We start from the raw sequence: 17,916 nt of genomic DNA on the forward strand, positions 1-17,916 counted from the left end.
GGGTCAGGAGATGCGTTCGGTGGTCTCCTGGCTGAAGACGTGGACAGAGGCAGGGTCTACGCCCAGACGCACCTGCTCGCCACGCTGCGGAGGACGACGCGAAGAGATACGGGCGACAACCTGGTGAGCCTCGCCATCCTCGATGGAGGCCTGCTTGCCGGATCCGACGAGGGAGCCGTACAGGTAGGCGTCAGCTCCGAGCTCCTCGACAACAGCAACGTCGAGTCCGATGCCCTCGCTGGCGAGGGTGAATGCCTCCGGGCGGATACCGAGGGTGAGCTTGGTCTCGTTCGGGGCCTTAGCGAGGACGTCGCGAGAAACCGGGACAACGTAGTCACCGAGCTCGACGCCGCCGTCAACGACATCACCTTCCATGAGGTTCATAGCGGGGGAGCCGATGAAGCCAGCGACGAAGAGGTTCTTCGGAGTGTCGTAAAGAGCGAGAGGAGAATCGACCTGCTGGAGAACGCCGTCCCTCATAACAGCAACGCGGTCGCCCATCGTCATGGCCTCAACCTGATCGTGGGTCACGTAGACGGTGGTCACGCCAAGGCGCTGCTGCAGGGCGGCGATCTGGGTACGGGTCTGGACGCGCAGCTTGGCATCGAGGTTCGACAATGGCTCGTCCATGAGGAAGACCTGCGGATTACGAACAATCGCACGGCCCATGGCGACGCGCTGACGCTGACCACCGGAGAGTGCCTTCGGCTTACGGTTGAGGAAGTCCTCCAGGCCGAGAAGCTTGGCGGCTTCCAGGACGCGCTGCTGGCGTTCAGCCTTCGGCACGTTCTGCATCTTGAGGGCAAAGCCCATGTTGTCGGCCACGGTCATGTGGGGGTACAGGGCGTAGTTCTGGAAGACCATGGCGATGTCACGGTCCTTCGGGGGGAGATCGGTGACATCGCGGTCCCCGATCCAGATAGAGCCGGCATTGACCTCTTCGAGGCCGGCTAGCATTCGCAGAGAGGTCGACTTACCGCAGCCAGACGGCCCCACGAGGACCATGAACTCCCCGTCGCCAATGTCGAGGTCGAGCTTGCTGACGGCTGCGCGATCGGTGCCCGGGTAAACCCGAGTCGCCTCCTTGTATTGCACGGTTGCCATGACCGTTGTTCCTTTCCACGGGCAGGTACGTGCCCGACGATCCGTTGTGGAAAATTCGGTGACGGATGTCACCGGGTCCCTCCGAGGTTTCGAGGAACCAGAATTGATCATAATGGACACAACCCACAAAGGTGGGCCGGGGGGTGAAGATGCAGCGATTCTCCTTGTCAAGTGGCGAATTTTCCGCGTGAGGGGAACTATGAATGAGATCATGCCGCAATCTGGCACAGGATGGTCGTCCCGGGACGTGCGCCGAGGATCACCCCTCATGTTCTTCTACATCGCGCCCCACCGGACCGTGGATTCACGGTTGTTCCCATGCCAGGCTGGTTCAGCTTGGTTCGCTTTTCCGTTTCTTTAACCACCGGTCGCTCCCTTGCAGCAGTGATGGTATATGTGATTATTATCCACGGATTTGTGTAATAGGTTCTCCAGGATTTTTGCTTGATCCTCCCGCGGTTTATCCCGCCTTTTATGGTGGAAAGTGTGGGTGGCGTTCGGGGCCAGAGTGTGCGGGCTCGGCCGTGCCAGGGTTGTCAGCGGATTCCGCTGTGTTGCCCGTTCCTGCCAAAATGCAATGGACAATTGTCAGATCAGCGGTGAAAAAACAGAGGGACAACCTGTTGAACCGCCAATCCCGGCCCCTCGATGCGCCGAGCTGCTAGCACTCGACGATGTTCACGGCCAACCCACCGCGCGCCGTCTCCTTGTATTTGACCTTCATGTCGCGTCCGGTCTCCATCATCGTCTTCATGACCTGATCCAGACTGACGATCTGGGAGCCGTCCCCAGCCATGGCTAGGCGGGCAGCTGTGACGGCTTTGATAGCACCAAGGGCGTTGCGTTCAATGCACGGGATCTGTACCAGGCCCCTGACGGGGTCGCAGGTGAGCCCGAGGTGGTGCTCTAGACCAATCTCGGCGGCGTTGCAGACCTGGGCCGGCGTCCCGCCCATGACCTGAGCTAGGCCAGCCGCAGCCATTGAGCAGGCCACGCCGACCTCGCCCTGGCAACCGACCTCGGCCCCAGAGATCGACGCGGACTGCTGGTAGATTTCCCCGACGGCGCCGGCTGCTAGCAGATAATTGACGATGAGGTCGTCATCACCGGTGTCGACGCCAGGAGTGCCCGAATCGATATCCGAACCGGGGGAGAGGAACTTCACCGCAAAGTGCAGGCAGGACGGGATGATGCCGGCCGCGCCGTTGGTAGGGGCGGTAACAATACGTCCACCCGCGGCGTTCTCCTCATTGACTGCCAACGCCCACACCGTTAGCCAGTCAACCGAGCCGAATGGTTCCGGCTTGCCTGGGGCGATTCGCTCCCGGGTGACAAGATCGTGGTGCATCTTCATGGCGCGGCGGCGCACATGCAGACCGCCCGGAAGAACGCCGGCGCGCGAGCAGCCGCGCTCGACGCAGGCGTGCATGACTGCCCAGATGTCGAGGAGCTGGCCGCGTATTTCCTCCTCTGCACGGAGGGTCATCTCATTGGCCATTGTGACCTCGGGGATGCTCATCCGATAGTCCGAGCACTGCTCGAGAAGTTCCTTGCCGGTCTTGAAGGGGTAAGGGACTGGTGCCGAGTCGCGCACGATGGCGGGGTGCTCGTCCTCTCCGTGCTCAACGACAAAACCACCGCCGATGGAGTAGAAAGTGCGCTCGACCACGACTTCCTGGCCAGACCAGGCGGTGAACGTCATGCCGTTCGGATGAAAAGGGAGGGACCGATTGCGGTGAAGGACAAGATCGGTCGTGACGTCAAAGGAGATCTCCCGACCGCCATGGACAGCATCCAGAGTGATACGGCCGTCATTGGCGATAGACGCGGCTCGAGCCGGAGTCTGATCCGTGTCGACGGTGGCCGGATCTTCACCTTCCAGACCTAGCAAGACGGCGGCCTCAGACCCGTGTCCGTGCCCGGTCGCTCCCAACGAGCCGAAGAGCTCCGCGCGCACACGGGTGACCTCAGGCCATACCGGTGACTGAGCCAGATCAGTCACGAAAATCCGGGCGGCTCGCATGGGGCCGACGGTATGAGAACTAGACGGACCGATGCCGACCTTGAAGATATCGAAAACGCTGACTGCCACAGACACGATTCTGCCAAACCCGGGGCTGGAATGTTGTCCAAAAAGGTTGAGTCGGTTCACGGTGAACCATGGGTCGCGAACCGAATAGACCACCGAGATCCTCGGACCTGTCCCTGGGTCCTATGCACCTTGGTTCTATGCACCATCGATGATCTCCTGGGGCGGCTAACCGGCCGGGGGCGGCCCTGCTCGACCTATAACCACTCGTCCCGGATGCGCGATGCCAACCAGATTTGCTCGAAGACCTTGACGAGAGTGCTTGCCGGGTCCAATATGTAACCACCTTTTGAAACACGCTTTCGAAACGGTTTCCATGAGTCTCCGAGAGCGGGCGCGAGATAAGCCCGGGCAGGAGTGGCTGACGATGACCTCACAGGAGAGGCCGGCCGGTCGGGGCCAGCGCAAGGACGATGTGCTGCGCGAACTGCGTGCTGACGGTGCTCTGACTGCCGCTGAGCTGGTCGAACGCACCCGTCTGTCGCGGCCCACCATCATCTCGCTGCTGCGTGAGCTGGAGGAGGATGGATGGGTTTCCAGTGAAATAGGTGGTCACGGTGCTCCTGGACGGCCTGCGACCGCATGGGCTCCGGCTAGCCGTGCGGGGATCGTCATTGGCGCTGACGTCCTGGTCGACTCGATGCTGACTGTGGTGTCCACGTTTCACGGGAGAGTTCTCGAGGTCAGGACCGACCAACTCGTCGACCGGTGTCGTGAAGCGCGGCTCGATGTCGTTGCCGGTGTGATCGGGGAAGCTCGGGACCGCTGGTCGGAAAGGTTCGGCCTGCTCCAACAGGTCGCGGTGTCCACCACCGGAGTCGTCGACGGTCACGGCACCGTGCTGCGCAGCGATCTCGTCCCCCAGTGGGAGGGCCTTGATCTGGCTGCAGCGTTGGCGCAGCGGCTCGGTGTGTCTGTTAGCGTCGAGAACGACATTAACATGGCAGCCTGGGGCGAATTCTGCTGCCGGCGTGGCCAGAGTCTCAGTTCCGACGGCGACATGCTATTGGTACAGATGACCAAAGGGCTGCACACCGGTCTGGTCCTAAGCGGGCGAATCCACCGTGGTCGGCAGTGGAATGCTGGCGAGATTAGCGACGTCCTCGACCTGCGCCTGGAGGACGGGCAGCACCCCGACGACGAATGGATCGATCGGGCCGCCTTGACTATCGGGTCGGTGGCCGGGGTGGTGGATCCCGATCTCATTGTCGTAGCGGGGCCGACCACCCGATCTTTGGACGTCATCCGACAGGTCATTGCGCGTCTGCATCAACGACGGGTACCCGGTTCCGTTCCGGTACCGGCCGAGGTCGCCGCCCTGGGCCGTGCTGCCTCCGTCGTCGGAGCCGTCGACGTGGCACTAGGTCATGTGTCCGCGGCGTTCCTTGGTGTCGAGCGACCGCACCCGGTGGCTTTGCAGGGTGTTGAGCGGATTCTCCAAGAGGTCGAGAAAGGTCATCACAGCGTTATGGCGACAACAGGAAACAAGCGAACTATAGAGGTCCTGAGAGTAGGCGTGGTGGGAGTAGGGGCGCGTTCGCGACTCGCCCTCAATACCGAGCTGGAGGGCAATGGCGGTGCCATTGTGGCCGTTTGCGAGCCTCACCACCTGGCCCGCCGACGGGTGGCGGATCGTCTTGGCAAGGACCCCGACTCCATCGTCATCACCAGCGACGTCGCGGGGCTCATCAGGGCAGGGATCGACGTCGCCTTCGTCACCTCCCCTGACGACACCCACGTCGAGGTGACTTGCGCCTTGTTGGAGGCCGGTGTCCCCGTCTACTTGGAGAAACCATTGGCGATCACCCTGGAGTCGGCAACCAAGGTGCTGGTGACAGCTCATCGGACCGGGACGAAGCTGTACGTCGGCCACAACATGCGCCACATGAACGTCGTGAGGTCGATGCGTGACCTCATCCGTACCGGACGGATCGGTGAGGTCAAGGCGATGTGGTGCCGCCACTTCGTTGGCGCTGGAGGTGACTTCTACTTCAAGGATTGGCATGCCACGCGCGAGCATGGCACCGGGCTGCTGTTGCAGAAGGCAGCCCACGACATCGATGTCATGCACTGGTTCGCTGGCTCTCACACTACTGACGTCGTGGGTATGGGGGGACTGACTCTCTACGATGAGATTACCGATCGTCGTGACCACTCCGACGAACTCATGGGGGACTGGTACTCGTTGGACAACTGGCCGCCGTTGTCCCAGAAGGGGCTCAACCCGGTCATCGACGTCGAGGACCTGTCGATGGTGCTCATGCGCATGGAATCGGGGGTGTACGCCTCTTACCAGCAGTGCCACTACACGCCGGACTACTGGCGCAACTACACCGTCATCGGGACCGAGGGACGCATCGAAAACTTCGGTGACGGTGAGGGCGGCGTTATTCGGCTGTGGAACACGCGCACCCACTACAACGCCGAGGGTGACGAGACTTTCCCGATCATCGGGGACGCCAACGGCCACGGAGACGCTGACGTGCTCACCGTCACTGAGTTCCTCAACTTCGTGCGCAACGGAACCCGCACCGACACGTCCCCACTGGGAGCCTGGTATGCGGTCGCGGCAGGAATCGAAGCCACCGAGTCCCTGCGGAACGGGTCGACGCCGAGGATGGTGCCGCCCCTGGATGCGGAACTCGTGGAGTACTTCAACAACAACCAGGTCAAGTAAGGACCACGACCGAAGGACGATCATGGATCGAAGAGGATTCATCGCAGGTGCGGCGCTCGCCACTCTGGCTATCGCAGGTTGCTCGTCGAGCAAGAAGGATGCTGGCAGTGGGACCGCCAGCATCGCCCCCGACACCTCAGCGGAACTGGTTCTTGCCTACTGGGACAAGAACCAGACCAGGACCGTTAAGGAGAATATCAAGTCGTTCAACAAGAAATATCCGAATGTCAAGGTCACCACGAATCTGGCTGGATATGAGGACTACTGGAAGAAATTGCGCACCCAGGCGCAGGGAAATGAATTGCCCGATGTTTTCTGGATGAACGGTCCCAATATTCAGCTCTATGCCGGCAACGGGATGCTGGCGCCGATCGACAAGGTCACCGATGCCGGTGTCAAGTGGTCGGACTACCCCGAAGCCCTCGTCAAGCTGTACACCTACGACGACAAGCACTACGGCGTCCCCAAGGACTTCGACACCATCGGTGTCTTTTACAACAAGAAAATCTTCAAGGATGCTGGTGTTGAACTGCCGACCGCTGACTGGACATGGGATGACTTCCATGACAAGGCGAAGAAGATCTCCGACTGGGGCAAGTTGAAGGGGATTTACGGGTGTGCGACGACCATCAACGGTGATGGCCAAGGGACGTACTACAACACCATTTTCCAAGCTGGTGGATTCGTCATCAAGGATGACAAGTCAGGGTTTGACGATCCGAAGAGCATCGAGGGATTGCAGTGTTGGGCGGATTGGGTCAAGGACGGTTCGGTGGCGTCCCCGAAGGTCATCACCGATACCAAACCCTCTCAGATGTTCAAGAGCGGGAAATCGGCGATGTACTGGTCCGGTGACTGGACCGCCTCGGAACTTGCTGAGGAGTTCAAGGGACACGAGAACGACTATGACGTTGTTGTCCTGCCCAAAAAAGACAGGAAGGCCACTGTCATTCACGGCCTGGGATGGGTGGTTTCGGCCAGGTCGGCCAACCAAGCCGCCGCACTGGCCTTCGTCGCCCACATGGGCTCCAAGCAGGCACAGGAGACGGAAGCTCGGAACGGTACCGCCATCCCGGCTTTCCACGGGACTCAGGATCCCTGGGTCAAGGCGTTCCCGCAGTGGAACTGCAGGATGTTCGTTGATGCTGCTACGACGTACGCAGTCACGTACCCGGTTAGCAGAAATACCAGCGTGTGGGCTGATAAAGAGGCTGACTACGTCAACCCGGCATTCTCCGGTGAGATGCCTGTCCCGGAGACGGCGAGGAAGCTCGCGACGTTCATGAATGATGCGCTGGCGAAGGAGAAGGGATGATCCACCCCGGCACGCGGGGCGACACCGCTGTCGCCCCACTCTCGAGCCGGTCAGGACACCGCGAGAAGAAGGACCCGACCAGCGTCGGAGCGTGGCCGGCGCTGTTCATCGGCCCACTCATGCTCGGCATCGCAGTGTTCTACTACTGGCCGATTTTCGAAAACGTTGTTGCGTCGCTGCAGCAGACGAACGCTTTCGGTGGGAACCCACAGTTCGTCGGATTCGAGAACTACCGGGAACTGTTTGCTAGCCCGGACCTCAGGTCAGCGATCGGCAACACCTTGCTCTACACGGTCATCGTCCTGCTCGGCATTCCACTGTCGGTGGCTGTAGCGGCCATGATCGAGCTGCCCGGCCTGAGGTTCAAGGGACTGTACCGGATCCTCTACTTCATGCCATACCTTGCCATGCCGATGGCCGTCGCTCAGGTGTGGAAGATCGTCTACAACGGTCAGTTTGGTCTGCTCAACCAGATTCTTCGGAGCGTGGGGGTCTCCGATCCTCCCTACTGGCTGGTGTCACCTGGATGGGCGTTGTTCGCTGTTGCCCTGTTTGGGTTGTGGGCGTCGATCGGGTTCAACGTGATCATTCTGTCTGCGGGGCTGAAGTCGATCCCGCGGGAGCTGTACGAGGCCGCGTCCATTGACGGTGCCTCTGCCTGGCGACAGTTCCGGATGGTCACGGTGCCGTTGCTGTCCCCGTCGATCTTCTTCCTGACGATCATGACGACGATCGGTGGGTTCCAGTTGTTCGACGCGCTGTACGCGATGATCGGAACGGGGAACCCGGCTGAGCCGAGGACTCGCTCGTTGGTGTCGCTGTTCTACCGCCAAGCCTTCGTCAACCATGACCAGGGGCTCGGTGCTGCCGTGGCGATCGTTATCTTTGCCCTCGTTGCCATCGTGACCCTCGTCCAGTTCCTGGGGCAGAAGAGATGGGTGAACTATGTCTGAGGTGAGTACGGGGCCCGAACTCTCCGCTGTAGAGGTGGCGGCCCTTGCCAAGCGGGGCGACACCGTGTCGCAGCGGCGCTTCGTCGGGGTGCACATCCTGCTGCTGCTCGGCGGAGTGCTCATGGTGTTCCCATTCGTGTACCAGATCCTCATGTCCTTGTCGACGAACATGGAGATCCAGTCCGTCCCGCCGAAGTTCATTCCCGACCGCTGGCAGTTCCACAATTACACCGAGGTGTTTACCCGTCTTCCTTTCCTCAAACAGTTTGGGGTGTCGGTGACTATTACGGTGTTGAGAACCGTCGTCCAACTGATTCTGTGCTCGATGGGGGGATATGCCTTCGCGCGAATGAAGTTCGGTGGCAAGTCGGTTCTCTTCGGGCTCGTCCTTGCAATCCTCATGGTGCCCGGGCAGTCGTATCTCATCGGCCAGTACGGGATCATTCGCGAACTGGGATTGTTGGAGACGCCATGGGGCATCGTCCTTCCTGGCTTCTTCTCGGCTTTCGGAGTGTTTCTTATGCGGCAGTCCTTCATGAGCCTGCCGGTCGAGCTGGAGGAGGCTGCAAGGCTTGATGGCTGCAATCCGTGGCAGACGTTCTGGCGAGTCATGGTGCCCGTCGTCAAACCAGGCTTGTTCGCGGTCATGATCACGACCGTGTTGTGGTCCTGGGATGACTTGCTGTGGCCATTGATTGTCACGACGCGGGAGCAGTCGATGCCGTTGAGTGTTGGCATCGCGACTCTTGCAGGGCAGCACTCGAGCGAGTTCGCGCTCATGATGGCGGCCTCCGTGATGGCCATGGCGCCGATCTTCCTCCTCTTCTTCTCGATGCAACGCAAGGTCATCGAGGGGCTCGCTAGTTCGGGGCTCAAGGGTTGAGCGCGGGTCGCTGGTTGCCGGGAGCTTCTGCCGGCATTGCCAAGACGTTTCCGGGGAAGTGGTTCGAGCGAGCCGATGTGGCTCATGTGGCGACGGATGGCCATGTCCTGACGGTGCTTAGGCGAGACCTCTTTTCGTAAAGTACTGCACGTGAGATATGGAGGAGTTGCAGACTAAATGGCGTGAGGACGTGCCCGTGCGTCGAATGTCTGGCACATGTCAACGGCGCCCCCGTCTGCGGCTACGGGAAACGCTCACGGGGGATATCATAACCGCTGTGCTGCTGTCACGGTGGTGGCACAGTGGTGTCAACACGAGGAAGTGTGGGGCGCTGCCCCGGAAAGTGAGGCTCGATGAAGGCCTTGGTCAAGACCCGCCCGGAGCCGGGTCTGGAGCTGGTAGAGGTCCCCGACCCGGTTGCTGGCCCTAATGACGTCATCGTCAAGGTGATGCGGACGGGAATCTGTGGCACCGACGTTCACATCGATAAATGGGATGGGTGGGCCGCCAAGACGGTGCACACCCCGCTGGTCCTCGGCCACGAGTTCTGCGGTCAGATTGTTGAACTCGGTTCGGAGGTCAATGATCTGGAGGTCGGACAGTTCGTCTCCGGCGAGGGGCACTACGTCTGCGGACGCTGCCGGGCCTGCCTAGCGGGCAAACGTCACCTGTGCCGCAACACCCAAGGTATTGGATATGCGGTCGACGGTGCCTACTGCCAGTACTTCGTCATGCCGGCTGGCAACGTCTGGGTACATCACATCCCGGACCTTGACCCCGACGTCGCGGCGATCTTTGACCCGTTCGGCAATGCCGTACACACCGCCTTGCAGTTCCCCTGCCTGGCCGAGGATGTCCTCGTTTCAGGTGCTGGGCCGATCGGCATCATGGCGGCCCTGGTCGCTCAGTTCCAAGGGGCGCGCAACGTCGTCGTTACCGACCTGTCCGACGAGAGGCTGGAGCTGGCTCAGCAATTGGGCCTGAAGAACGCCGTCAATGTTTCCCGCGAAGGTTTGGAGACGGTGTGGGACCGATTCGACATGAAGGAGGGGTTCGACATCGGCCTGGAGATGTCCGGGTCGGGGGCAGCTTTAACATCCATGATTGACAATATGACTCATGGTGGACGGATCGCGTTGCTGGGAACCCCGAGCACTGACATCACCCTCGACTTTTCCAAGATTATCTTTAACATGATCACTATTCAGGGAGTGACAGGGCGCCAGATCTTCGAAACGTGGTACACCATGGCCTCCCTCATCCGTTCCGGTCTGGACATCTCCGGAATCATCACCGACCGATATCCCATCATGGAATTCCGGGAAGCCTTTGACGTCGCAGGCTCGGGCCACGGCGGCAAGGTTGTCATGAACTGGGAATGCCTCGATTGATAAGCGACTTAGAGGAAGGACAACTATGTACGGACCTATGAAAGACGAACTCAGCGCCAAGATCGTAGCCCTTAAGGAGGAGGGGCTGTATAAAGCTGAAGCCCCGTTGACCAGCCCCCAGTCGGGCAAGATCACCGTCGATGATGGGCGCGAGGTCATTAACCTGTGCGCGAATAATTACCTCGGTTTGGCTGATTCCCCGGTGCTCATTGAGGCTGCCAAGAGGGCTCTCGATGAATGGGGCTTTGGGATGGCCTCGGTGCGGTTTATTTGTGGCACCCAGACCCTCCACCAGAAGCTCGAGCGAGCCATCACCGAGTTCCTTCACCCCGATGATCCCGACAACTGGGACACCATTCTTTACTCGTCCTGCTTTGACGCCAACGGCGGACTTTTTGAGGTCCTTCTCGGCCCTGACGACGCGATTATTTCCGACGAGCTTAACCATGCCTCGATCATCGATGGGGTCCGGTTGTGCAAGGCCCAGCGCTTCCGTTACCGTAACCAGGACATGGCCGACCTTGAGGCCCAACTGCAGGCTGCGAAGGGCTGCAGGCACATCATGATCGCCACCGACGGCGTTTTCTCGATGGACGGGTTCGTTGCCCCGCTGCCGCAGATCTGTGACCTCGCCGAAAAGTACGGTGCCATGGTTATGGTCGACGACTCCCACGCTGTCGGGTTCGTCGGTGAACACGGCGCCGGGACGCCCGAGCAGTGGGGCGTTCGCGACCGCGTTGACGTCCTTACAGGCACTCTTGGCAAGGCATTGGGCGGTGCCTCAGGCGGCTACACCTGCTCCCATCGAGAGGTCGTCGAGATGCTGCGACAGAATTCGCGGCCCTACCTGTTTTCTAACTCGCTTGCCCCATCGATCGCCGGAGCATCGCTTGCTACTCTTGACTTGCTCAAGTCCTCCGGCGACCTGCTCGCTAAACTGCGCGAGAATACCGAGTACTTCCGCTCCGAGATGACTCGTCGCGGTTTCGAGATCCCCGAGTCAGATCACCCGATCGTGCCCGTCATGGTGGGTGACGCGGTCAAGGCCGCGAAGATGGCCGACGCCATGCTCGCTAAGGGCATTTATGTTCGTGCCTTCAGCTATCCAGTGGTTCCCAAGGGGAAGGCTCGCATCCGTACCCAGATGTCTGCCGGGCTCACCCGGGAACAGCTCGACAAGGCTATTAAGGCCTTCGAGGAGGCACGCGCGGAAATAGGCTAAACCATAGGCTGGCCGATCATGAGGCCAGCCCCTTTTGTGCTAACCAATCCTTGGCGATGGTGGTTGCGGAGGCTTTTTCGTCTCCCTGAAAGCGCTGGTTCATCCCGATGAGGTCGTCGGTGGTCAGCGCTTTCGACACCCTGGCCAGTTGGGCACGTGCCTTGTCGTCAACCTTCTTACGTAAAAGTGGGACGACGTTCTGCGGCACGATGAGATGCTTGGGGTCGGAGAGGACGACGAGGTGCTGTTCCTTAATCGCTGGGGTCGTTGTGTAGAGGTCAACGAGATCAACCGTCCCCGAGGTCAGTGCCTTAACGGTGAGCGGGCCCGAGGAATCTGATAGGGCGGTGAACTTGACTATGGAGGATGGTACGCCGTATGCCTTCGTCAACCCCTTCGGGCCGTAGGGTCGTTCTTTGAGTTCGGGGTTGCCGCCCACTTTGAGGGAATCCAACGTGGCTAGATCTGTGAGGGAAGTCACCTTGTGGGTTTGTGAAAATTCGGTGGTAACGCACCAGGAATCGGCATCCTGAGCTGCCGAGGGCTCTCCCACCGACAGACCGGCGGGCACGGCTTTGCGCAGGGCGGCCATGACGGACTTCTCGTCGGAGGAGGACGATGCCCCCTGGAAGAACTGCAGCAGATTTCCTGAGTACTCCGGGACGAGGTCGACCGAACCGTCTTGAAGGGCCTTGACGTAGACGTCTCGGGCACCGATCTGCATGCGACGTTTGACCGTGATCCCGACCTCCTCGAGACTCTGAGCGTAGACCTCGGCGATGATCTCAGATTCGGTAAAATTCGCCGAACCGACGATCAGGTCTGCGCTACCGGATCCCGAGCCATCCGAATTGAGGGGGTCGTTTGAGGAACATGCTGCCAGACCGGTCAGCAACGCTGTTCCGAGCAGGGTTCGGCGGGTCATGGGTGTTGTGATCATCGGGTGCTCCATTCGATGGGATCACTGCGGGGTGAGGGCCAAGGCGTGTCTGACACCCGGGCCAGTGAGTAAGCGGGTAACGAGGCAGAGCAGCCCGTCAACAACCAGAGCCAGCACGATGATGACGATGGATCCGGCGAGCATTTGTGGGTAGTCGGAGACCGCCAGCCCGTCAAGGATGAAACGGCCGAGACCCCCCATGCCCAAATATGAACATATTGTCGTCGTCGCGATCACCTGCAAGGCCGCCGACCTCAACCCGCCCAAGAGGAGGGGAGTGGCTAGCGGCAACTCGACGCGGCCCAGTACCTGCATCTCTGTCATGCCGCAGGCTCGAGCGCCGTCAGCTACCTCGTCGTCAATGGCGTCTATGCCGGAATAGCTACCGGCCAGCAGGGGTGGAATCGCCAGGATAGCTAGCACGATGGTGGAAGGTACGACGGGATTCTCGATTCCGATCGTTGTCGAGATCGCTAGCAAAGTGAGCAAGCCGAGAGAGGGGAGAGCACGCAAAGCTCCAGAACAAGCCACTGCGATGGTCTTTCCACGACCGGTATGACCGATAGCTAGCCCAGCAGGAATGGCGATGATGGCGGCGACGGTGAGTGCCAGCAAGGTGTACCAAAGGTGCTCGCCGATGCGGACCCCGATAGATCCGGAACCGGCCCAGTGGGAGGAAGTCGTCAACCAAGTGAGAGCTGCTGCGATGTGGTTCATATCGTCGCTGCCCTCTGCCACGGAGTCAGGAGGCGACCGACGCAGACGATGACGAGATCGAAGATGATCCCCAGTACCAGGGTTCCGATAATTCCTACCCAGATCTCGGTGGGGAAGGAGCGCTGGTAGCCATCGGTGAAGAAGTAGCCCAGAGAGGGCACACCGACTAGGGCTCCAACGCTGACTAAGGACAGGGTGGACGCCGAGACCACCCGCATTCCGGCAACGAGCGCGGGAACGGCGAGCGGCAAGGCGACCCGCCAGAACACCTGAGAATCCGAGTGGCCTATGGCGACGGCATCACGGCGTACCGATCGTCCCACCGAATCGAAGGCATCAGTGGCGGTGCGCACCAGCAGGGCAATGCCGTACAGGGTCAGCGCGACGACGACGTTGATCGGATCAAGGATCTTCGTTCCGAGGATGAGCGGCAAAACGACGAACAGAGGCAGAGAAGGGAGGGCGTAGAGGATTGACGCGCCTGGCACAAGAATGCGTCTGGCGGTTCGCGCGCGGTGCGCCCACCATCCCAACGGGACCGACAGTAATAGGCTCAGTAGCACGGGAGTGACGCCTAGCAGCGCGTGGTGGCTTGTGAGCTGCCAAATCTGATCCCAGTTCTCGCTAATCCATCGGGTGTTCACGAATTCTCCCGGACGGTTGTCGATGGTTGGTTGGCGAAACGCCCCACGAGTCGACCACTGGCATCAACGATGGTGGGATGATCATCATGTCGCTCCATGTGAAGGTTCCGGCGATCGCCACCAATAAAGGAGGAGACGAAGTCGTCAATCGGATGGAGGAGGATGTCGTCGGGTCGCCCTCGTTGCGCGACCTGGGCTTCCCGTCGCAAGACAAGCACCTCGTCGCCGAGCAGGAATGCCTCGTCAACGTCATGGGTGACGAAGACGATCGTCTTCCCTAGATCCGCCTGGATGTGCAGCAGACCCTGCTGTAACTCGGTCCGCACCACCGGGTCGACAGCACCGAAAGGCTCGTCCATGAGGAGGATGTCGGGGTTGGCGGCCAGGGCGCGTGCCACCCCGACTCGTTGTCGCTGCCCGCCTGATAGTTGGGTGGGGTATCGACGCGCCAGGGAAGAATCGAGGCCGACTCTTTCGAGTAAGTCCATCGCTCGGGTACGGGCAGCAGTTCGCGAAACCCCCGAGAGAAGGGGCACAGCGGCGATGTTGTCAACAACAGTGCGGTGGGGGAACAATCCGCCCGATTGCATGACGTATCCGATCTGGCGGCGCAGCTTGACCGGATTGACGGTGGCGACATCAGTGTCGTCGATGAGTATTCGTCCTTCAGATGGATCAACCATCCGATTGACCATCCGCAGCAGGGTCGTCTTGCCACACCCCGAAGACCCCAGGAGGACCACCAGGTGGTGTGATTCCACTGTCAGTTCGAAGTTGTCGACGGCGACTGTTCCGTCATCGAAACGCTTGCTGACGTGGTCGAAACGGATCATGTGGTCCTTCCTCGCCCGGCGGGGTTAGGGTGTGCTGGGTGAAGCGAGATACCACGCTACCGCTGGGATAGGGCTGTGAGTAAGGTGTTCCCCTCTTGGCAGATATTGCCGATGCAGGGTTGTCACCGGTTCTGGGTATCCTCAACGGCGTGCAGAATGAGATGAGCACTGCGGCGGCAGGTGAGAAGGATTCCTTTGCCGTTGCCGCCACCTCCCTGGCTGTGGCTGAAGACGAACTGGCGCGATCCTCCACCGGAACCGAGTCCCCAGCAGAGGAGGAGTGGTGGAAGGCCGAGGGCATGCCGTGGAACCACAAGCCGGGTCGCTCCGACTACTGGTGCATGGGGTGGATCGGCTTCCTTGGCATCTTCTCTTTGGCGATGCTCCCATTGCGCGGTTGGCTGCTCGGTCTTGATCCGCCCATCCTCATGGGGTTGACCGGGTCTCGTACCGGTGCGGCTGCGACCGGGGCGCTGGTATCAGTGGGGCAGGTTCCGTACTGGCTTTGGTGGCTGTTATTGGGCTCGATTATGTCGATCAAACTCGACTGGGTCTACTGGTGGGCCGGCAAGCTGTGGGGCCGAGGCATGATCGAGGTCTGGGCTGGACGATCCGAGCGGGCGCATCGCAGGTATGACCAGGCGGAGAAATGGGCTCGCAAGCTTGGCTGGCTGGGAGTGCTCGTCGCCTATGTGCCGATCCCGCTTCCGATCATGCCGGTTGTGTTCGTCTTGACGGGGGCATCTGGGATGAAGGTGAGGTGGTTTATTGCTCTAGACTTCGTCGCTGCGACTATCTGGAACCTAGGATATCTGGGACTGGGCTGGGGAGTGGGCGATCCCATCGTTGACGCCCTCAAGTACTACGCCAAGATTGCCAATTGGGTGGCTATCGCTCTCATCATCGTTATCTTGGCACCCATCTTCGTCAAAAAGAAGCAGAAGGCTTGACCCTCGCGTGACACAGTGGAAGACATGACGATTTTCCGCGCAGTGAACATTCGTGATGACCTCAAGAAGGGCCCTGCCGAGGGGTACCGGGTATTGGTTGATCGGATGTGGCCGCGAGGGGTCAAGAAGGATGACGCTCGACTCGACGAGCGGCGCACCGATCTTGCCCCGTCCTCCCAGCTGCGTACGTGGTGGAACCACGATCCTGAGCGTTTCGACGAGTTCGCAGGCCGCTATGAAGCCGAGCTTGACGAGTCCGGTGCCGCGAAGACATTCCTGGACGAATGTGCCGGGCGCGACGACGTGATTTTGCTTTATGGCGCCGGTGATCGCGAGGTCAATCACGCTGTTGTGCTGGAACGCATCCTTACCGAGCTAGCCAACTAAATTGCGGGCGTCCTCGCCCGAATACCCGGATCACTCCTCCCCGAGGGCAGCTCGATAACCGGCCTCGGCCTCGGCATTGAACGCAACGAGGTAAATCGTTTCTACCTTGGTGATGGTCTGTCGGCAGGTCTCGACGGCGATCCGAGTCGCCTCGTCCATCGGGTAGCCGTAGACCCCGGCAGAGATGGTCGGAAAAGCAATGGTTCGCGCGCCGATCTCGTCGGCTACGTGCAGGCAGGTGCGGTAGCAGGAGGCGAGCTGGTCAGACTTGTCGATGGTCTTAGCCCATACCGGGCCGACGGTGTGGATAACCCACTTCGCGGGCATCTTTCCGGCAGTGGTGACCACCGACTGACCGGTGGGCAGACCATCGGTCAGGGTGGTTTCGCGTAGCTTCCGGCATGCCTGTGACAGTTCTGGTCCAGCAGCCCGGTGGATGGCTCCATCAACCCCGCCGCCACCAGCCAACTGACGGTTTGCCGCGTTGACGACAGCATCGACGTCGAGGGTGGTGATGTCTGCTCGAAGGATCGTGATGTCAGCCATGGTCCCTATTGTGCATGACTCGCGATCACCCTCCGCGGAATCGTCTGGTGTGACCGCGATGCCCGCGCGAGAGTTGGCAAGTAATGCTGTAGCGGTGTCGAGAAGAGGAGTACCCCCATGAGCACCACACGTCCCACGACCACCCGTGCCGTCCACCTGGCCTCGCGCCCGCACGGCGCACCGACCGAGGACAATTTTCGCATCGAGGAGATCAGCCTCCCCGAGCTATCCGACGGTCAAATCCTGGTTGCCAATGACATCATGTCGGTCGATCCGTACATGCGTGGTCGAATGAACGACGTCAAGTCCTATGTGCCGCCCTTCCACATTGACCGGCCCCTTGACGGGGGTGCCGTCGGTACCGTCATCGAGTCGCGCAGCGAGGAGATTCCGGAAGGTAGCCACGTCAGTCACCAGCTCGGGTGGAGAGAGCATGCCGTCCTTAACGCCGATGATGCACACATCATTGACACCGACATAGCCCCTGCGTCGGCATATCTGAGTGTGTTGGGAATGACTGGGCTCACTGCCTACGCTGGTTTGACCCGTGCCGCCGAGATGAAGGCTGGTGACGCCGTTTTCGTCTCTGGAGCTGCCGGAGCCGTCGGATCGATGGTTGGTCAGCTGGCACGGCTGCTCGGTGCCTCTCGGGTCATTGGTTCGGCTGGCACTGACGCTAAGGTTGCCCGGTTGCGCGAGCTCGGCTTCGACGCCGCTTTCAATTATCACGACGGTCCGAGTACCGAGTTGCTCGGGCAGGCAGCCCCCGACGGCATTGACGTCTACTACGACAACGTCGGTGGCGATCACCTGGAGGCCGCCATTGATCATCTCAACATCGACGGTCGGGTAGCGATGTGTGGGGCGATATCCCAGTACAACTCCGTCGAACCGCCTTGTGCCCCCCGAAATCTCGCATTGGCCATCGGGAAACGCCTCACCCTACGTGGCTTCGTCATCGCTAAGTATGCCGAGGAGGTCCGTCCGGAGTTCCAACAGCGGATGGCCGAGTGGCTGCCGGCCGGCGAAATCCACTGGGACGAAACTTTCCGTGACGGCCTCGACGCCGCTCCACAAGCGTTCATCGACATGCTCGACGGCGCCAACACCGGGAAGATGCTAGTCCGGTTGTGAGTTGCGGGGGCCAGCCAACTCGTTAGCACGTTCTGATTGTCAGCTCACGCTGATGACCGTGACGAATGTCATGGCCAAGTTGTGACATTGAAGGATGGTGGCTCCAGTCTTGTCGATTCGAGACTGGAGCC

17 protein-coding genes are annotated in these 17,916 nt (G+C 60.4%); 10 read left to right on the forward strand and 7 right to left on the reverse strand.

What is annotated here, in order from left to right; translation table 11 throughout:
* Positions 1-3: 3 nt before the first annotated feature.
* On the reverse strand, positions 4-1,104 hold the full coding sequence (locus LRP59_RS04050; protein WP_002521177.1) for an ABC transporter ATP-binding protein: 1,101 nt from the start codon (positions 1,102-1,104) through the stop codon (positions 4-6).
* A gap of 661 nt (positions 1,105-1,765) precedes the next feature.
* Positions 1,766-3,202, reverse strand: a complete 1,437-nt coding sequence (locus tag LRP59_RS04055; RefSeq protein WP_171011471.1) for an L-serine ammonia-lyase — start codon at positions 3,200-3,202, stop codon at positions 1,766-1,768.
* Between the two features lie 24 nt (positions 3,203-3,226).
* Here LRP59_RS04055 and LRP59_RS04060 point away from each other — a divergent pair, with 24 nt between their 5' ends.
* The 7 genes from LRP59_RS04060 to LRP59_RS04090 all read left to right on the forward strand — a co-directional run bounded on the left by LRP59_RS04060 (position 3,227) and on the right by LRP59_RS04090 (position 11,634).
* A complete protein-coding gene (locus LRP59_RS04060) occupies positions 3,227-3,475 on the forward strand; it encodes a hypothetical protein (RefSeq protein WP_074025673.1) in 249 nt (82 codons plus the stop codon).
* A 34-nt stretch (positions 3,476-3,509) separates the two neighbouring features.
* Positions 3,510-5,870: an ROK family protein gene (locus LRP59_RS04065; RefSeq protein WP_002521180.1), complete on the forward strand. Its 2,361-nt coding sequence runs from the start codon at positions 3,510-3,512 to the stop codon at positions 5,868-5,870.
* A 22-nt stretch (positions 5,871-5,892) separates the two neighbouring features.
* Entirely contained in the window at positions 5,893-7,185 is a 1,293-nt protein-coding gene (locus LRP59_RS04070; protein WP_148378512.1) for a sugar ABC transporter substrate-binding protein, read from the forward strand.
* The gene (locus LRP59_RS04075; RefSeq protein WP_002513130.1) at positions 7,182-8,138 is read left to right on the forward strand and encodes a carbohydrate ABC transporter permease; all 957 of its coding nucleotides are present in this window, start codon (positions 7,182-7,184) and stop codon (positions 8,136-8,138) included. Before LRP59_RS04070 ends, LRP59_RS04075 begins: the two co-directional genes overlap by 4 nt.
* Complete coding sequence (locus tag LRP59_RS04080) at positions 8,131-9,021, forward strand: carbohydrate ABC transporter permease (RefSeq protein WP_014604358.1); 891 nt, start codon at positions 8,131-8,133, stop codon at positions 9,019-9,021. Before LRP59_RS04075 ends, LRP59_RS04080 begins: the two co-directional genes overlap by 8 nt.
* Before the next feature lie 353 nt (positions 9,022-9,374).
* Positions 9,375-10,412, forward strand: a complete 1,038-nt coding sequence (gene tdh, locus LRP59_RS04085) for an L-threonine 3-dehydrogenase (RefSeq protein ID WP_002513132.1) — start codon at positions 9,375-9,377, stop codon at positions 10,410-10,412.
* A 37-nt stretch (positions 10,413-10,449) separates the two neighbouring features.
* Positions 10,450-11,634 (forward strand): glycine C-acetyltransferase, encoded by a 1,185-nt coding sequence (locus LRP59_RS04090; protein WP_002521182.1) that lies wholly within the window; start codon positions 10,450-10,452, stop codon positions 11,632-11,634.
* A gap of 16 nt (positions 11,635-11,650) precedes the next feature.
* On the opposite strand, the gene LRP59_RS04095 is transcribed toward LRP59_RS04090, so the two are convergent.
* The 4 genes from LRP59_RS04095 to LRP59_RS04110 are packed head-to-tail and all read right to left on the reverse strand — an operon-like array spanning position 11,651 to position 14,768.
* The gene (locus LRP59_RS04095) at positions 11,651-12,586 is read right to left on the reverse strand and encodes an ABC transporter substrate-binding protein (protein ID WP_002521183.1); all 936 of its coding nucleotides are present in this window, start codon (positions 12,584-12,586) and stop codon (positions 11,651-11,653) included.
* 9 nt (positions 12,587-12,595) lie between these two features.
* Positions 12,596-13,291 (reverse strand): ABC transporter permease, encoded by a 696-nt coding sequence (locus tag LRP59_RS04100; protein WP_002513135.1) that lies wholly within the window; start codon positions 13,289-13,291, stop codon positions 12,596-12,598.
* Positions 13,288-13,935 carry an ABC transporter permease gene (locus LRP59_RS04105; protein WP_002513136.1) on the reverse strand — a complete coding sequence of 216 codons (648 nt, stop codon included), beginning with the start codon at positions 13,933-13,935 and terminating at the stop codon, positions 13,288-13,290. The genes LRP59_RS04100 and LRP59_RS04105 overlap by 4 nt, the downstream gene beginning before the upstream one ends.
* Positions 13,932-14,768, reverse strand: a complete 837-nt coding sequence (locus LRP59_RS04110; protein ID WP_002513137.1) for an ABC transporter ATP-binding protein — start codon at positions 14,766-14,768, stop codon at positions 13,932-13,934. Before LRP59_RS04110 ends, LRP59_RS04105 begins: the two co-directional genes overlap by 4 nt.
* A gap of 119 nt (positions 14,769-14,887) precedes the next feature.
* Between LRP59_RS04110 and LRP59_RS04115 the strand changes: the two genes are divergently transcribed.
* Positions 14,888-15,718, forward strand: coding sequence for a DedA family protein (locus tag LRP59_RS04115; protein WP_049785439.1), 831 nt, complete (start codon positions 14,888-14,890; stop codon positions 15,716-15,718).
* A 24-nt stretch (positions 15,719-15,742) separates the two neighbouring features.
* Positions 15,743-16,105, forward strand: a complete 363-nt coding sequence (locus LRP59_RS04120; RefSeq protein WP_002521184.1) for a DUF488 domain-containing protein — start codon at positions 15,743-15,745, stop codon at positions 16,103-16,105.
* Between the two features lie 30 nt (positions 16,106-16,135).
* Here LRP59_RS04120 and LRP59_RS04125 read toward each other — a convergent pair whose 3' ends face one another.
* The gene (locus LRP59_RS04125; protein ID WP_002513140.1) at positions 16,136-16,651 is read right to left on the reverse strand and encodes an O-acetyl-ADP-ribose deacetylase; all 516 of its coding nucleotides are present in this window, start codon (positions 16,649-16,651) and stop codon (positions 16,136-16,138) included.
* Positions 16,652-16,768: 117 nt separating this feature from the next.
* Here LRP59_RS04125 and LRP59_RS04130 point away from each other — a divergent pair, with 117 nt between their 5' ends.
* Positions 16,769-17,785 (forward strand): NADP-dependent oxidoreductase, encoded by a 1,017-nt coding sequence (locus LRP59_RS04130; protein WP_002521185.1) that lies wholly within the window; start codon positions 16,769-16,771, stop codon positions 17,783-17,785.
* The last annotated feature ends 131 nt before the right edge of the window (positions 17,786-17,916 follow it).

Source organism: Cutibacterium sp. 37298 (assembly GCF_023838685.1).
GTDB classification, from domain to species: Bacteria; Actinomycetota; Actinomycetes; order Propionibacteriales; family Propionibacteriaceae; genus Cutibacterium; species Cutibacterium acnes.

What these genes read in the sequence shown, in the direction of transcription:
- LRP59_RS04130 (WP_002521185.1), top strand. Translation starts at nt 16,769, where the DNA reads ATGAGCACCACACGTCCCACGACCACCCGTGCCGTCCACCTGGCCTCG.
- LRP59_RS04080 (WP_014604358.1), top strand. Translation starts at nt 8,131, where the DNA reads ATGTCTGAGGTGAGTACGGGGCCCGAACTCTCCGCTGTAGAGGTGGCG.
- LRP59_RS04065 (WP_002521180.1), top strand. Translation starts at nt 3,510, where the DNA reads ATGAGTCTCCGAGAGCGGGCGCGAGATAAGCCCGGGCAGGAGTGGCTG.
- LRP59_RS04070 (WP_148378512.1), top strand. Translation starts at nt 5,893, where the DNA reads ATGGATCGAAGAGGATTCATCGCAGGTGCGGCGCTCGCCACTCTGGCT.
- LRP59_RS04060 (WP_074025673.1), top strand. Translation starts at nt 3,227, where the DNA reads ATGTTGTCCAAAAAGGTTGAGTCGGTTCACGGTGAACCATGGGTCGCG.
- LRP59_RS04095 (WP_002521183.1), bottom strand. Translation starts at nt 12,586, where the DNA reads ATGGAGCACCCGATGATCACAACACCCATGACCCGCCGAACCCTGCTC.
- LRP59_RS04075 (WP_002513130.1), top strand. Translation starts at nt 7,182, where the DNA reads ATGATCCACCCCGGCACGCGGGGCGACACCGCTGTCGCCCCACTCTCG.
- LRP59_RS04110 (WP_002513137.1), bottom strand. Translation starts at nt 14,768, where the DNA reads ATGATCCGTTTCGACCACGTCAGCAAGCGTTTCGATGACGGAACAGTC.
- LRP59_RS04120 (WP_002521184.1), top strand. Translation starts at nt 15,743, where the DNA reads ATGACGATTTTCCGCGCAGTGAACATTCGTGATGACCTCAAGAAGGGC.
- LRP59_RS04125 (WP_002513140.1), bottom strand. Translation starts at nt 16,651, where the DNA reads ATGGCTGACATCACGATCCTTCGAGCAGACATCACCACCCTCGACGTC.
- LRP59_RS04050 (WP_002521177.1), bottom strand. Translation starts at nt 1,104, where the DNA reads ATGGCAACCGTGCAATACAAGGAGGCGACTCGGGTTTACCCGGGCACC.
- LRP59_RS04090 (WP_002521182.1), top strand. Translation starts at nt 10,450, where the DNA reads ATGAAAGACGAACTCAGCGCCAAGATCGTAGCCCTTAAGGAGGAGGGG.
- LRP59_RS04100 (WP_002513135.1), bottom strand. Translation starts at nt 13,291, where the DNA reads ATGAACCACATCGCAGCAGCTCTCACTTGGTTGACGACTTCCTCCCAC.
- tdh (WP_002513132.1), top strand. Translation starts at nt 9,375, where the DNA reads ATGAAGGCCTTGGTCAAGACCCGCCCGGAGCCGGGTCTGGAGCTGGTA.